Origin of the sequence: Brevundimonas sp. (assembly GCF_013912005.1) — a bacterium.
Lineage (GTDB): Bacteria > Pseudomonadota > Alphaproteobacteria > Caulobacterales > Caulobacteraceae > Brevundimonas.
In genome coordinates this window covers 194835-208649 of record NZ_JACESB010000001.1, presented here as the reverse complement: position 1 = coordinate 208649, position 13815 = coordinate 194835, and the positions used below count along the sequence as shown (strand labels likewise).

Annotated in this window: 15 protein-coding genes; 8 read left to right on the top strand and 7 right to left on the bottom strand. The window is 70.7% G+C overall.

Annotation, left to right across the window (positions count from 1 at the left end; translation table 11 throughout):
• Positions 1-3: 3 nt before the first annotated feature.
• The gene (locus H2038_RS01085) at positions 4-1236 is read left to right on the top strand and encodes a serine hydrolase (protein ID WP_292108605.1); all 1233 of its coding nucleotides are present in this window, start codon (positions 4-6) and stop codon (positions 1234-1236) included.
• Here the strand turns inward: H2038_RS01085 and H2038_RS01080 are convergent.
• Genes H2038_RS01080 through H2038_RS01060 form a run of 5 tightly spaced genes read right to left on the bottom strand, consistent with a single transcriptional unit; the run spans position 1233 to position 3749 of the window.
• Positions 1233-1892: a dihydrofolate reductase family protein gene (locus H2038_RS01080; protein ID WP_292108604.1), complete on the bottom strand. Its 660-nt coding sequence runs from the start codon at positions 1890-1892 to the stop codon at positions 1233-1235. The two genes, H2038_RS01085 and H2038_RS01080, sit on opposite strands and share 4 nt — an antisense overlap.
• Before the next feature lie 53 nt (positions 1893-1945).
• Positions 1946-2389, bottom strand: a complete 444-nt coding sequence (locus H2038_RS01075; RefSeq protein ID WP_292108603.1) for a VOC family protein — start codon at positions 2387-2389, stop codon at positions 1946-1948.
• Complete coding sequence (locus tag H2038_RS01070; RefSeq protein ID WP_292108602.1) at positions 2386-2871, bottom strand: SRPBCC domain-containing protein; 486 nt, start codon at positions 2869-2871, stop codon at positions 2386-2388. The genes H2038_RS01075 and H2038_RS01070 overlap by 4 nt, the downstream gene beginning before the upstream one ends.
• A gap of 43 nt (positions 2872-2914) precedes the next feature.
• Entirely contained in the window at positions 2915-3418 is a 504-nt protein-coding gene (locus tag H2038_RS01065) for an SRPBCC family protein (RefSeq protein WP_292108601.1), read from the bottom strand.
• Positions 3402-3749: a metalloregulator ArsR/SmtB family transcription factor gene (locus H2038_RS01060; protein WP_292108600.1), complete on the bottom strand. Its 348-nt coding sequence runs from the start codon at positions 3747-3749 to the stop codon at positions 3402-3404. The genes H2038_RS01065 and H2038_RS01060 overlap by 17 nt, the downstream gene beginning before the upstream one ends.
• 133 nt (positions 3750-3882) lie before the next feature.
• On the opposite strand from H2038_RS01060, the gene H2038_RS01055 reads away from it, so the two are divergent.
• On the top strand, positions 3883-4494 hold the full coding sequence (locus tag H2038_RS01055; protein ID WP_292108599.1) for a flavodoxin family protein: 612 nt from the start codon (positions 3883-3885) through the stop codon (positions 4492-4494).
• On the opposite strand, the gene H2038_RS01050 is transcribed toward H2038_RS01055, so the two are convergent.
• Complete coding sequence (locus tag H2038_RS01050) at positions 4491-5999, bottom strand: acetyl-CoA hydrolase/transferase family protein (protein ID WP_292108598.1); 1509 nt, start codon at positions 5997-5999, stop codon at positions 4491-4493. The two genes, H2038_RS01055 and H2038_RS01050, sit on opposite strands and share 4 nt — an antisense overlap.
• 110 nt (positions 6000-6109) lie before the next feature.
• Between H2038_RS01050 and H2038_RS01045 the strand changes: the two genes are divergently transcribed.
• From H2038_RS01045 to H2038_RS01020, 6 genes are all read left to right on the top strand, one after another.
• Positions 6110-6571, top strand: coding sequence for a nuclear transport factor 2 family protein (locus tag H2038_RS01045; protein ID WP_292108597.1), 462 nt, complete (start codon positions 6110-6112; stop codon positions 6569-6571).
• A 68-nt stretch (positions 6572-6639) separates the two neighbouring features.
• Positions 6640-7371, top strand: coding sequence for a DNA repair protein RecO (recO, locus tag H2038_RS01040; RefSeq protein WP_292108596.1), 732 nt, complete (start codon positions 6640-6642; stop codon positions 7369-7371).
• Positions 7372-7451: 80 nt separating this feature from the next.
• Entirely contained in the window at positions 7452-9032 is a 1581-nt protein-coding gene (locus H2038_RS01035; RefSeq protein WP_292108595.1) for an ATP-binding protein, read from the top strand.
• A 76-nt stretch (positions 9033-9108) separates the two neighbouring features.
• Entirely contained in the window at positions 9109-11310 is a 2202-nt protein-coding gene (gene parC / locus H2038_RS01030) for a DNA topoisomerase IV subunit A (RefSeq protein WP_292108594.1), read from the top strand.
• Between the two features lie 94 nt (positions 11311-11404).
• Positions 11405-11980 carry a LemA family protein gene (locus H2038_RS01025; RefSeq protein WP_292108593.1) on the top strand — a complete coding sequence of 192 codons (576 nt, stop codon included), beginning with the start codon at positions 11405-11407 and terminating at the stop codon, positions 11978-11980.
• Between the two features lie 7 nt (positions 11981-11987).
• A complete protein-coding gene (locus H2038_RS01020) occupies positions 11988-13016 on the top strand; it encodes a M48 family metallopeptidase (RefSeq protein ID WP_292108592.1) in 1029 nt (342 codons plus the stop codon).
• On the opposite strand, the gene H2038_RS01015 is transcribed toward H2038_RS01020, so the two are convergent.
• A complete protein-coding gene (locus tag H2038_RS01015) occupies positions 13013-13747 on the bottom strand; it encodes an arginyltransferase (protein ID WP_292108591.1) in 735 nt (244 codons plus the stop codon). The two genes, H2038_RS01020 and H2038_RS01015, sit on opposite strands and share 4 nt — an antisense overlap.
• Between the last annotated feature and the right edge of the window lie 68 nt (positions 13748-13815).

The window sequence follows — 13815 nt, the reverse complement described above, 5'->3', positions numbered from 1 at the left end:
CCCTTGTTCCATGTTCCCCGCCGCGCCGGAAACCACCCCCGGCTGACCTTCGGCCTCCTCGCCATCGCCGCCGCGCTCCTCGCCGGCGGAGTCGGCTGGGCCACCCTGCAGCGACCGGCTCCCGCCGGCGAGGCCGTGGCCGCCGCACCGCCCCCGCGCCCGCCGCTCGTAGTGGTCGAGCGCCTCCCGCAGCTGAAGGACCAGCTCGACCGCTGGGGCGGCGCCGACCGCTTCACCGGCGGCGTGCTGGTGGCGCGCGGCGACGAGATTCTGTTCCGCCAGGTGCACGGCATGGCCGACCGCGCCACCGGCCGTCCGCTGGCGCTCGATTCCCGGTTCCGCCTCGCCTCGGTGAGCAAGCAGTTCACCGCTGCCGCCATCCTGCGCCTGCAGGACGACGGCGTGCTGACGATCGAGGATCCGGTCTGCCGCTGGGTCGACGACTGTCCGGCCGCCTGGGCGCCGATCCGGCTGCGCCACCTGCTGGCCCACACCTCCGGCATCCCCGACCTGATGGCGCGGCCCGGCTGGGGGCTGCGGCGCGTCACGCCGGCGACCCCGGAAGAACTCACCGAGGACTCGAAGAAGTTCCGGCTCCAGTTCGCCCCGGGCACGAAGGTCCGCTACGACAACGCCGGCTACAACCTGCTCGGCGCCGTGGTCGAGAAGGCCAGCGGCCGGCCGCTGCACGACTATCTGCGCGAAGCCTTCTACGAGCCGCTCGGCATGGCCGACACCGGCTACGACGACGGCGCCTCGGACGTGGTCATGGGCTACGCCAACCTCGGCGGCCCGCCGTCGCCCCAGCCGGACGCCAACGTCAGCATCATCTTCGGGGCCGGGGCCATGTACTCGACCCTCGACGACCTGTTCGTCTGGACCCGGGCTCTCCACTCGGGACGGGTGCTGTCGCCGGAAAGCTACCGCCAGATGATCGCGGACCACGCGCCGGAGGACACGCCCGACGAACGGGGCCGGCCGCGCCGCCTGTGGGGCTTCGGCCTCTACGAGAAGGCGCTGGGCCGGCAGGTCCGCCCCGACTTCCTCGACCGCCAGATCTACCACACCGGCAGCTGGTCGGGCTTCCGCAACCTGGTGAGCTGGCAGCCGGACGAGGAGATCACCGTTGTCGTCCTGTCGAACAACTTCCACCAGCGCGAGGCTGTCCTGCTGCTCTCGCAGCAGGCCATGGCCGAGGCGCTCGGCCGTTCCTTCCCGACCGCGGTGGCGCGCTAGCTCTCGCGGGCCCAGCGCGCGCGCCGGGCCAGTTCCGCCTCGCCGGGATGCTGGTCGCCGAACGAGCCGGTCGGGACCTCGCCGCCCCGTTCGTAGGCGGCGACCACCACGCCCGCGGGCGTGACCTCGCTGTCGGTCAGTCGCCACGCCTGGGGCTGCGAGCCCGCGTCGAACAGCCGCTTGCCGCGGCCGAGCACGATCGGAAACGTCAGCAGGGTCAGTCGGTCGATCAGGTCGTGGGCCAGCAGGGCGTGGATCAGCTCGCCGGAGCCCTGGATCAGCAGGTCACGACCCGGCGTCGCCTTCAGCCGCCGCACCGCTTCCGCCGGATCGCCCTCCAGCCGGTGGCTGTGGGCCCAGTCCATCGGGGCGTCCGGTCCGGCGACCACGTACTTGTTCACGCTGTTGAACACCCGCGCGATCTCGTCCTCCTGGTGCGGCCAGTGCGCGGCGAAAATCTCGTAGGTCCGGCGGCCCAGCAGCAGATCGTAGTCCGCGCCCATGGCGCGATCCATCAACCCGCCCAGCGCCTCGTCGAAGTGCGGGAACACCCAGCCGCCGAAGCGGAAGCCGCCGGTCGGATCCTCCTCCGGCCCGCCGGGGGCCTGCATCACGCCGTCCAGCGAGACGAAGGTGGCGGCTCTGATCGTACGCATCTCATGACCTCCCTGGGCGCGCGCAGGCGCGGCGCCGGAACCGCTCCCGGTCGTCAGTCCTGCGGCCCGCGCCACTCGCCCGCGGGCACGGTGTTGACCATCCACGGCACGCCGAAGCGGTCGATCAGGCTGCCGTAGCCCGGCGACCAGAAGGTCTCGCTGAAGGCCATGACCACCCGGCCGCCCTCGGACAGCTGCTCGAACCAGCGCTGCGCCTCGGCCCGGTCCTCGGTGTGCAGGGTGACGTCGAAGCCGTTCTTGGGCTTGTCGACGTTGGGCGCCCAGTCGACGTCCATGTCCGCGCCCATGATCGCCTGGTCGCCGACCTCCAGCCAGCAATGCATCAGCCAGTCGCGGTACCTGTCGCCCACCGGCATCTCCGGCGGCGCATCGGAATAGGGCATGGCGGCGGTGATCCTGCCGCCCAGCACCTTCGCGTAGAACTCGAACGCCTCGCGGCACTGGCCGTTGAAGCTCAGGCTGGTCACGATCTTCATCGATTGTCTCCGTCGTTCTGGTTTTCGAGGAAGGCCACCAGACGGTCGAAGGTCGAGGTCCAGCCGTGGCGATGACCGACCAGGCTCTGCTCCGACTTCAGGCCCTCGTGGGTGAAGTCCATGCGGGTGCGGCCGTCCGGCAGCTCGGCGAACGCCACCGTCACCAGGGTGTCCACCGGCGGCCCGTCCTCGTGGGACTCGTCCCAGCGGAAGGTGAACACCAGCCGCTCCGGCGGGACGATCTCGCGATAGACGCCGCCCTGCCACAGGTCCTGCCCGGTTTCCGGCGACCGCAGGCAGGCTCGCCACGCGCCGCCGACCCGCAGGTCCTGCGACACGCTCACCGCCGGCCACTCGACCGGACCCAGCCACAGCACCACGGTCTCGGGCGTCGTCCAGGCTTTCCACACCAGCGCCCGGGGCGCGTCGAAGACGCGCTGCAGGTGCAGGGACGGTCGGGCGATGGCTTCGACGTGGCTCATGAGGCTTCCTTGGGCCGGCTCCGGTCGACGGTCGGGGAGGGGATCAGTGGTTCTTCAGCAACTGCTCCAGCTGGTCGGCGCACTGGCCCCAGCCCTCGTGGAAGCCCATGGCCTCGTGCTGCTTCATCGTCTCGGCGTTCCAGTGCCGGGCGGTGGCGACATATTCGGTCCGGCCGTCCGCCAGCAGCGTCAGTTCGACCGTCCCCACCATGAACGGCTGCCCGGCGGGCCTCCAGTCCGGGGTGAAGGCGTCGGTCGTGGTCCAGCGCCGGTTCGGCTCGGCCTCGAGGAACACGCCGTGGTTCGGAAAGCGCTCGCCGTCAGGCCCGTGCATGACGAAGTTGAACACCCCGCCCGGGCGCGGATCGACCGTCACGTCCGAGATCCGCCACGGCTTCGGGGCGAACCACTGCTCCAGCAACTCCGGCGTCATCCACGCCTTCCAGATCCGCTCGGGCGAGGCGTCGATCGTCCGACGCAGCTCCAGCTCGAAGGCGTGGGCGACGCCGTCGGTGTGGCAGGGGTTGGTCTCAGTTTCCTGGGCCATTGTCGTCTCCTTGCTGGATCTTCTTCAGGTAGGCGTCGAGCCGGTCGAAGCTGGCGTCCCAGAAGCGGCGGTAGTGCTCCAGCCACTCGGCGACGCCCTTCAGCGCCATCGGCTCCAGCCGCGCCGGCCGCCACTGCGCCTCGCGCCCGCGGCTGATCAGTCCGGCCTTCTCCAGCACCTTCAGGTGCTTCGACACCGCCGGCAGGCTGATGTCGAACGGCTCCGCCAGTTCGTTGACGCTGGCCTCGCCCTCGCTCAGCCGCGCCAGAATGGCCCGACGGGTCGGGTCGGCGAGGGCGGCGAACTGGGCGGAGAGCGGATCGGTCTGCATCGCGGCGTCTTGTGTAACTAATCGGTTAAATACGAGGCCGGCCGAGCGTTGTCAACCGGCCGGTTAAATAACGAGCGCCGGAACGGCGATCCGTTTCCGCGCATTGCGCCGGCTCCAGCGCAAGGAGACCGCGATGAAGGCCCTGGTCCTGAACTGCACCCTCAAGCCCTCGCCCGAGACCTCGAACACGGAGGCGCTGGCGCGGGTGGTCATGGCCGAGCTGGAGAAGGGCGGGGCGGAGACAGAGCTCGTCCGTCTCGTGGACCTGAACCTGAAGCCCGGCGTGAAGACCGACCAGGGCGAGGGCGACGACTGGCCGGCGGTGCATGCGCGCATCCTCGCCGCGGACATCCTGATCGTCGCCACCCCGACCTGGCTGGGCCAGCACTCCAGCGTCTGCATGCGCGCCCTCGAGCGGATGGACGCCATGCTGTCCGAGACCCGCGACGACGGCCGGCCGGTCGCCTACGGCAAGGTGGCCGGGGTGGTGATCACCGGCAACGAGGACGGCGCCCACCACATCGTCGCCAGCGTCTGCCAGGCCCTGATCGACATCGGCTTCACCATCCCCGGCCAGAGCTGGACCTACTGGCACCTCGGCCCCGGTCCGGGCCCGGACTACACCGACACCGACCAGGCCCACGACTGGTCGGACCGCACCGGCCGCATCGCCGCCCGCAACCTGCTGGCCCTCGCCCGCGTGCTCCGGCCCGACGCCTATCCGGTCCCGGAAAGCGGCGGCTAGGGCCGCATCGAGCCCGTCTCGACGAAGCGCTGGTGCCACGACAGCGCCTCCGTCAGCAGGTGCGGCGTCTGCAGCCCGTACGAGCCCTTCAGCGCCCGGGCGTGGTAGTCGGCCAGGGTGTCCCGGAAATCGGGGTGCGCGCACCTGCCGATGATCAGCTTCGTCCGCTGCTTCGGCGACAGCCCGCGCAGGTCCGCCAGCCCCTGCTCGGTGACGATCACCTGCACGTCCTGGACGATGTGGTCGACGTGGCTGGCCATCGGCACGATGGTCGAGATCTTGCCCCCCTTGGCCGTGGACGGGCTCATGAACACCGAGATGTAGGCGTTGCGGGCGAAGTCGCCCGAGCCGCCGATGCCGTTCTGGATGCGCGACCCCATCAGGTGGGTCGAGTTCACCGCCCCGTGGATGTCGGCCTCGATCATGCCGTTCATGGCGATGCAGCCCAGCCGGCGGATCACCTCGGGATGGTTGGAGATCTCCTGCGGCCGCAGGATGATCCGGTCGCGGAAGGCGGCCATCTCCGCATTCAGCCGCGCCGCCGCCTCCGGGCTCAGCGAGAAGGCGGTCGCCGAGGCCACCCGCAGCTTGCCGGAGTCCAGCATGTCCAGCATGCCGTCCTGCAGCACCTCCGTATAGGCGGTGAGGTTCTCGAACGGGCTGTCCTTCAGCCCGGCCATGACGGCGTTGGCGATATTGCCCACGCCCGACTGCAGCGGCAGCAGGTTGGCCGGCAGCCGCCCGACCTTCACCTCGTGCGCCAGAAACTCGACCAGGTGGCCCGCGATGGCCCGGGCGCTCTCGTCGGGATCGGCGAAGGGCAGGTTGCGGTCCGGGGCCTCGGTCTCCACCACGGCCACGACCCTCGCGGGGTCGACCCGGAAGGTCGGCTGCCCGATGCGCTGGTCGGCGCGGACCAGCGGGATCGGCACGCGGTTCGGCGGCAGGGCGGTGCCGTAGTAGATGTCGTGCATCCCCTCCAGCGCCGGGTTCTGCCAGGCGTTGACCTCCAGGATGATCCGCTCGGCCCGGTCCAGCCAGGTCTTGTTGTTGCCGACCGAGGAGGAGGGGATCAGCGATCCGTCCTCCGTGATCCCCGACACCTCGACCACGGCGGCGTCGAGCGGCCCGAGGAAGCCCTGCCACGCCGCCGGCGCCACCTGCGACAGGTGCATGTCCAGGTATTCCATCTCGCCGCGATTGATCTTCTCGCGGGCGATCGGGTCCGAGTTGTAGGGCAGGCGGAACTCGATCCCGTCGGCGCGCGCCAGCGCCCCGTCCAGCTCCGGCCCGGTCGAGGCCCCGGTCCAGACCTTCAGCCGGAAGGCTTCGCCGCGCGCGTGCGCCGCCTCCATGCGCGCCGCCAGCGCCGTGGGCACCGCCTTCGGATAGCCGGACCCGGTGAAGCCGCTCATCCCCACCGTCGACCCCGGCCGGATCAGCGAGGCGGCGTCGTCGGCCGACATGATCTTCGGGCGAAAGGCGGCGGAGCGGATGCGGGACATGGGCGGACCTGGGCCGGGGAGGGGCCCCGACCCTAGGACTGCGCCGCCCGCCGCGCCAACCCGCTCCCGCGGCGGACGACACAAGGCCGCAGCCGCGCTAGGCTGGCCAGATGATCGCGCCCCTCCTCGCCCTCGCCCTGTCCGTCCAGGCCCCGGACCCCGCCGTCGCGGAGGTCGCCGCCGTGCTCGACCGGCTGAACGCCGCCTCGACCGCCGCCGACGGCGAGGCTTATTTCGCCCTGTTCACGCCCGACGCCCGCTTCGTCGGCACCGACGCCTCCGAACACTGGACCCTCGACCAGTTCCGGGCCTTCGCCGCGCCCCACTTCGCCCGCGGGAACGGCTGGTCCTACCCGGCGACGGAACGGACCATCACCCTCGCCCCCATCGCGTGCCGCTGCATCGCCTGGTTCGAGGAGAAGCTCGTCAACGACAGCTATGGCGAGACCCGCGGCTCGGGCGTCCTGCGCCTGACCGACGACGGCTGGAAGATCGAGCAGTATGTGCTGAGCTTCGCGGTCCCCAACGACAGGGCGCGCGAGGTGGTCGAGGTCATCCGCGGCGCGGAGTAGCGCCTCCGCCGACGGACAGGCGCCCGGAACGTATGGCCAACCCCCGCCGGCCGCTCTAAGCCGTCGCCATGGACTTCACCGACGACGCCTTCGTCCTCGCCGCCCGCGCCCACGGGGACACCGGCGCCGTCGTGGAGCTGCTCACCCGCGACCACGGCCGCCGCGCCGCCTATGTCGCCGGCGGAGCCTCCCGCCGGATGAAGCCCTTCCTGCAGGCCGGCGCCCGCGTCGTCGCCGACGTCCGCGCCCGCACCTCCGAGCACCTCGGCTCGGCCCGGCTGGAGCCGGTGGGGGAGGGGCCCAGCGCCCTGTTCGACGATTCCCTGGCCCTGACCGGCCTCGCCGCCGCGGCCGCCGTGGCCCAGGGCGCCCTGCCGGAGCGGGAGCCGCATCCGGGCGCCTTCCTCGCCTTGGAGGCCCTGATCGGCGCCTTCGCCGTCCCGGAGGTCTGGCCCGCGGTCTTCGTCCGTTTCGAGGCCGGTCTGCTCGAGGACCTCGGCTTCGGCCTCGACCTCAGCCGCTGCGCCGCCACCGGGGCGGTCGACGACCTCGTCTGGGTCAGCCCCCGCACCGGCCGCGCCGTCAGCCGCGCCGCAGGGGAGCCGTACGCCGACAAGCTGCTGAAGCTGCCCCCCTTCCTGCTCGGCGCCCAGGCCGGCCTCGGCGAGGGCGACGTCGGCTCCGGTCTCGAGCTGACCGGACACTTCCTCGAGCAGTTCGTCTTCCATCCTCTCGACCGCCCCCTGCCGCCCGCCCGGGTCTGGATGATCGACCGCCTGCGCGAGGCGGGGCGGCTGTGACTGACCGCTTCAAGCGGCCTTAACCCTCGATTTGTACGGTCGCCGACCCGCATCCGTGGGTCCGCCGAAGGCCAGTCGACATGAGTATTGCGTCCCTCGTCAAAACGTCCCTTGTGGCGGAAGAGCCGGTGTCGGAGCCGCGCGAGGGTGAGGATGCGCACCTCAGCACCTTCTTCGATGTTTCGCTGGACCTCCTCGTCATCCGCGATCTTGAGGGACGGGCGGTCAAGGTCAGCCGTTCGTGGGAGACGGTGCTGGGGCATCGCCCTGAGGACATGGAGGGGCGGCCTCTCCTGCGCTTCCTTCACCCGGAAGATGCGGCGGCCACGCGCGTCAGCGTCAACGAGGTCGAGAACCGGAAGCCGGGCGATCCGGTGCTGGGCTTCATCAACCGCTATGCCCACGCGGACGGCTCGTACCGGATCCTTGAATGGCGGGCGCAGCGCTACGGCGACCTGATCTACGCCGTGGCCCGTGACGTGACGGATCGCGTCGCGGCCGAGCGCGCCATGGCCGAGGCGAAGGCCGCCGCCGAGGCGGCCAGCCGCGCGAAGTCCGACTTCCTGGCCAATATGAGCCATGAGATCCGGACGCCCCTGAACGGGGTGATCGGAATCGTCGACGCCCTGTCGCGCACCGAGCTGACGGCTGAACAGTCCGAGATGGTCGCCCTGGTGCGCGATTCCGGCGTGGTGCTGGAACGGCTGGTCTCGGACATCCTGGACGTGTCCAAGATCGAGGCGGGCCAATTGGATCTCGAGAGCCGGCCGTTCGACCTCGCGCGGACCCTCGCAGCCTCCATCGAGGGCTGCCGCTCCCGCGCCGCGGACAAGGGGCTGGAGGTGGTCGTCGACCACGATCCGGCGGCCCGGGGGCGGTACATCGGCGACAGCACCCGCGTGCGCCAGATCGTCGACAACCTGGTGTCCAACGCCGTCAAGTTCACGGCCGACGGAGCGATCACGATCCGGATCGACCTGGACGACGCCGGTCGCATCCGGATCGAGGTGCAGGATACCGGCATCGGTTTCGACGCCGCGACGGGGGCGCGCCTGTTCGGGCGCTTCACCCAGGCGGACACCAGCATCACGCGCCGCTTCGGCGGCACGGGACTGGGGCTTTCGATCTGCCGCTCGCTGGCGCGGATGATGGGCGGCGACATCGCCGCCGTCTCGACGCCCGGCGTCGGCAGCCGGTTCACGGTCCACCTGCCGCTGGCGCGGGCCGAGGCCGGCGCGGACAGCGCCGCGAACGACGCTGAACCGGCCCAGGCCGCCCGTCGCGACAGGCCGCTGCGCGTGCTCCTGGCGGAGGACCACCCGACCAACCAGCGCGTCGTCCAGCTGATCCTCGCCTCGACCGGGGCGGAACTGACCATCGTCGGGAACGGCCAGCAGGCGCTGGAGGCCTTTGCGGCCGAAGCCTACGACGTGGTGCTGATGGACATGCAGATGCCCGGGATGGACGGCCTGACCGCCACCCGCGCCATTCGCGAGCTTGAGGCCCGGCGCGGCGTCCCGCCGACGCCGGTCGTCATGCTCAGCGCCAACGCCATGCCCGAGCATCGCGAGGAGGCCCGCGCCGCGGGCGCCGACCTGCATGTCGCCAAGCCGGTGACCGCCGCCACCCTGCTCACAGGCATCGAACAGGCGGTGGGCTGATCGCCCACAGGCGCTTTCCGGCGCGAACGGCCATCCTGCGCTAGACTGACGGCTTCCTCGCTCGAATCAGTTTGGCATGACCGTTCACACCCCGCCGCCGGAAGGCGGCCGCATCGTCGACGAACCGATGAGCGACGCCCTGTCGCGCCGCTACCTCGCCTACGCCCTGTCGACCATCACCAACCGCGCCCTGCCGGACGTGCGCGACGGCTTCAAGCCGGTGCACCGGCGCATCATGTACGCCATGCACCAGATGCGGCTGAACCCGCAGGCGGCGGCGCGCAAATGCGCCAAGGTCGTCGGCGAGGTGATGGGCGGCTACCACCCGCACGGCGACGCCTCGATCTACGACGCCCTCGTCCGCCTCGCCCAGGACTTCTCGCAGCGCTACCCCCTCGTCGACGGCCAGGGCAATTTCGGCAACATCGACGGCGATAGCGCCGCGGCCATGCGCTACACCGAGTGCAAGCTGACCCCGGCCGCCGTCCTGCTCATGGACGGCATCGACCAGAACGCGGTCGACTTCCGCCCCACCTATGACGACCAGGACGAGGAGCCGGTCGTCCTGCCCGCCGGCTTCCCCAACCTGCTGGCCAATGGCTCGTCGGGCATCGCCGTGGGCATGGCCACCTCCATCCCGCCGCACAACGTCGGCGAACTGATCGACGCCTGCCAGCTGCTGCTGGAAAACCCGGAAGCGTCGACCGCGGATCTGTGCGCCATCGTCCCCGGCCCCGACTTCCCGACCGGCGGCGTGGCGGTGGAGGGGCACGCGGCCCTGCTCGACGCCTATGAGACCGGCCGCGGCGGCGTGCGCCTGCGCGCCCGCTGGGAGACGGAGGATCTCGGCCGCGGCGTCTGGCGGATCGTCGTCACCGAGGTTCCCTACCAGGTCCAGAAGTCCAAGCTGATCGCCGACCTCGCCGAGCTGATCGAGAACAAGAAGGCGCCCCTGCTCGCCGACGTGCGCGACGAGTCGGCCGAAGACATCCGCCTGGTGCTCGAGCCGCGCGCCCGCACGGTCGAGCCGGACGTGCTGATGGAGAGCCTGTTCCGGCTGTCGGACCTCGAGGTCCGCTTCCCGATCAACATGAACGTGCTCGACGCCACCGGCACGCCGCGGGTCATGGGGCTGAAGGCCTGTCTGCAGGCCTTCCTCGATCACCGCCGCGAGGTGCTGGTGCGCCGGGCCGGCTGGCGCATCGACCGGGTCGAGAAGCGCCTGCACCTGCTGGAAGGCCTGCGCATCGTCTTCCTCAACCTCGACGAGGTGATCCGCATCGTCCGCGAGGAAGAGCAGCCCAAGGCGGTCCTGATCGCCCGCTTCGGCCTGACCGAACTCCAGGCCGACTTCATCCTCGACACCCGCCTGCGCCAGCTGGCGCGGCTGGAGGAGATGACGATCGAGAAGGAATTCAACGAGCTGACGGAGGAACTTGCCCAGCTGCGCGCGCTCTCCAGCTCGCCGGCGAAGCAGTGGAAGCAGATCGGCAAGGACCTGGAGGCGGTGCGCAAGGCGCTGGTCTCGCCGCGCCGGACGACGATCGCCGAGGCGGTCGACGCCTCCGCCTTCGCCCCGGTGGAGGCCTTCATCCCGCGCGAGGCGATCACCGTCATCCTCTCCGAACGCGGCTGGATCCGCGCCGCAAAGGGCAAGGTCGACGATCCGTCCGAGCTGAAGTTCAAGGAGGGGGACAGCCTCGCCTTCCTCGTGCCGGCGTACACGACCGACAAGCTGCTGCTGGCCGCCTCGGACGGCCGCATCTTCACCATCGGCGCCGACAAGCTGGCCTCCGGGCGCGGCCACGGCGAGCCGGTGCGGCTGATGATCGACCTCGACGAGGGCGTCGGCGTGGTCAATCTGCTGGCCCACCAGCCGGGCGCCCGCCTGCTGGTCGCCTCGAAGGCCGGCTACGGCTTCATCGCCCCGGAAGACGACCTGCTGGCCCAGAAGCGCGGCGGCCGGCAGGTGCTGAACGGCGAGATGCTGGCCGCGCTGCGCGTCGCCGGCGACCACGTCGCGACCATCGGCGACAACATCAAGGCGCTGATCTTCCGGGTCGACGAACTGCCCGAGATGGGCCGGGGCAAGGGCGTCAAGCTGCAGTCGTTCAAGCAGGGCGGCCTCGCCGACGTGACCACCTTCAACGCCGAGGCCGGTCCCGAATGGGTCGACGGCGGCGGTCGTCGCCGCCAGTGGCCCGACTGGAAGGACTGGCTGGGCAAGCGGGCGCAGGCCGGGCGTCAGGGCCCGCGGGGGCTGCGGAAGTTCCGGTGAGCCCGGCCGGCGTGACGCGGATTTCACTTATCGCCGTCGCCGGAACCGGCGATAGTCGGGCGAAAGGGGCCTCCGCCCCGCCGTGGAGACTGACATGATCACCCTGATCGTCATCGGCGTCATCATCGCCGTCGTCCTGTTCGTCGTGGTCGGCGGCTACAATCGTCTCGTCGCCCTCGACCAGCGGGCCGACCAGTCGTTCGCCGACATCGACGTCCAGCTGAAGCAGCGCCAGGACCTGATCCCCAATCTCGTCGAGACGGTGAAGGGCTACGCCACCCACGAGCGCGGCACCCTCGACGCCGTCACCCAGGCCCGCGCCGCCGCCGCCGGCGCCCACAACGTCAACGAACGGGTGCAGGCCGAGAACATGCTCTCCGGCGCCCTGGGCCGCCTGTTCGCCGTGGCCGAGGCCTATCCGGACCTCAAGGCCAACACCAACTTCCAGCAGCTGCAGTCCGAACTGTCGGACATCGAGAACAAGCTGGCGGCCGCCCGCCGCTTCTTCAACAGCGCGGTATCCGAGTTCAACGCCGTCCGCCGCCAGTTCCCGACCGTCCTGTTCGCCGGCCTCGTCGGCTTCGGCGTCGACAAGCCGTTCTTCGACGTCGGCGAAAGCGAGCGCGCCGCCATGACCGCGGCCCCGCCGACGGTGAGCTTCCAGGCCTGACCGGGACATGGGCGCGGTCGGGCTCCAGACCCACATCTGGGCGAACAACACCCGGTCGATCCTGCTGCTCGCCGGCTTCCCGGTGCTGCTGGTCCTGATCCTGTACGGCGGCCAGCTGGTGCTGATGGGGTTCGGGGTCCTGCCGGGCACGGGCCGCGGGCTCGGCGACGACATGGCCCTGGCCGCCTCCTGGCTCGGCTGGACCGTGCCGATGGCCCTCGCGGCCGCCGCCGTCTGGTTCGCCATCGCCTACCTCGGCAACCAGCTCATCATCGACGCCGTCACCGGCGCCCGGAAGGTTGAGAGACGGTCTGAACCGGAGCTCTACAACCTGCTGGAAAACCTCGCGATCTCCCGCGGCATGCGGACCCCGGCCCTGCGCATGATCGAGAGCGACAGCCTCAACGCCTTCGCCACCGGACTGCACGAGGGCCGCTACAGCGTCACCGTCACCCGCGGCCTGGTCAACGCCCTGACCCGGGACGAGCTCGAGGCGGTGCTGGCCCATGAGTTGACCCACGTCATCAACAGGGACGTGCGCACCATGGTGATCGCCTCGATCTTCGCCGGCATCATCAGCGTGCTCGCCGAGCTGGTCTTCCGCGGCCTGTTTTACGCCGGCCGAGGCCGCTCCAGGAATTCCAACGGCGGCCCGCTGATCCTCATCGGCCTCGTGTTCGCCGCCATCGGCGTAGCCCTGGCCGTGGTCATCCGGATGATGCTGTCGCGCACGCGCGAGTTCGTCGCCGACGCCGGCGCGGTCGAGCTGACCAAGAACCCGGACGCCATGATCTCGGCCCTGCGCAAGATCGAGGGCCGGTCCGCGCTGAAGGGGCCGGACGAGGTGCAGCAGATGTTCTTCGACAACCAGCCCGACGGCCGGGGGCTCGAGGGGCTGATGGCGACCCATCCGCCGATCGGCAAGCGGGTCGAAGCGCTCGTGAAATTCGCCGGCGGCCGGGATCCGGGCCCCTGGACCGCGCCGGGGACTGGCCCGGCGGCGGGGCAGGGGACCTCGGTCCCCGCCAGCGGCTAGGCCAGCGGCTCCCAGCCGCGGCGGGTCAGCTGCTCCATCGGCCGGAAGCCGGCCTTGTAGTCCATCTTCTCCGACCCCCGGACCCAGTAGCCGAGGTACAGGTAGGGCAGCCCCACCGCCTGCGCCTGCCGCACGTGGTCGAGGATGGCGAACCGCCCCGGGCTGCGGGCCTCCAGCGCCGGATCGAAGAAGCTGTAGACCATCGACAGCCCGTCCGAGAGCAGGTCCGTCAGGCATACCCCCACCAGGTCGCCGGGCCCTCCGTCGGAGGAGGGGAGGCGATACTCGATCAGGTGGGTGCGCACCGCCGTGTCCTCGACCATGGCCACATAGTCGAGCCAGCCCATGCCGCTCATCCCGCCGCCGGGGTGCCGGGCGAGCAGGTAGCGGCGCAGCAGGTCGAACTGCTCGGTCGTCGCTTCCGCCTCGACCATGTCCCGGGTCAGATCGCCGTTCCGCGCCAGCACCCGCCGTTGCGATCGCGAGAAGGCGAAGCCGCCCACCGGGATCCGCACCGACACGCAGGCGTCGCAGCTCTCGCAGGCGGGCCTGTAGGCGATGTTCTGGCTGCGCCGGAAGCCGGCCTGGGTCAGCTCGTCGTTGACGTGCGCCCCGTCCGAGAAGGGCAGGTTGGCGAACACCTTCCGCTCCGTCTGCCCGGGCAGATAGGGGCAGGGGGCGACCGAGGTCAGGTAGAAGCGTAGCTGGCGATGCGGGACGAAGCGGGTCACGGCCTCACCTCGCCACCCAAATCCGCCCGAAATCCGGCCACGCCCGCATGTCCCTATGTGGGACGGCT

Excerpts from the sequence above, each read along its gene's own strand:
- H2038_RS01080 (WP_292108604.1), bottom strand. The coding sequence starts at position 1,892 with ATGCGTACGATCAGAGCCGCCACCTTCGTCTCGCTGGACGGCGTGATG.
- H2038_RS01075 (WP_292108603.1), bottom strand. The coding sequence starts at position 2,389 with ATGAAGATCGTGACCAGCCTGAGCTTCAACGGCCAGTGCCGCGAGGCG.
- H2038_RS01070 (WP_292108602.1), bottom strand. The coding sequence starts at position 2,871 with ATGAGCCACGTCGAAGCCATCGCCCGACCGTCCCTGCACCTGCAGCGC.
- H2038_RS01065 (WP_292108601.1), bottom strand. The coding sequence starts at position 3,418 with ATGGCCCAGGAAACTGAGACCAACCCCTGCCACACCGACGGCGTCGCC.
- H2038_RS01060 (WP_292108600.1), bottom strand. The coding sequence starts at position 3,749 with ATGCAGACCGATCCGCTCTCCGCCCAGTTCGCCGCCCTCGCCGACCCG.
- H2038_RS01055 (WP_292108599.1), top strand. The coding sequence starts at position 3,883 with ATGAAGGCCCTGGTCCTGAACTGCACCCTCAAGCCCTCGCCCGAGACC.
- H2038_RS01050 (WP_292108598.1), bottom strand. The coding sequence starts at position 5,999 with ATGTCCCGCATCCGCTCCGCCGCCTTTCGCCCGAAGATCATGTCGGCC.
- H2038_RS01045 (WP_292108597.1), top strand. The coding sequence starts at position 6,110 with ATGATCGCGCCCCTCCTCGCCCTCGCCCTGTCCGTCCAGGCCCCGGAC.
- recO (WP_292108596.1), top strand. The coding sequence starts at position 6,640 with ATGGACTTCACCGACGACGCCTTCGTCCTCGCCGCCCGCGCCCACGGG.
- H2038_RS01035 (WP_292108595.1), top strand. The coding sequence starts at position 7,452 with ATGAGTATTGCGTCCCTCGTCAAAACGTCCCTTGTGGCGGAAGAGCCG.
- parC (WP_292108594.1), top strand. The coding sequence starts at position 9,109 with ATGACCGTTCACACCCCGCCGCCGGAAGGCGGCCGCATCGTCGACGAA.
- H2038_RS01025 (WP_292108593.1), top strand. The coding sequence starts at position 11,405 with ATGATCACCCTGATCGTCATCGGCGTCATCATCGCCGTCGTCCTGTTC.
- H2038_RS01020 (WP_292108592.1), top strand. The coding sequence starts at position 11,988 with ATGGGCGCGGTCGGGCTCCAGACCCACATCTGGGCGAACAACACCCGG.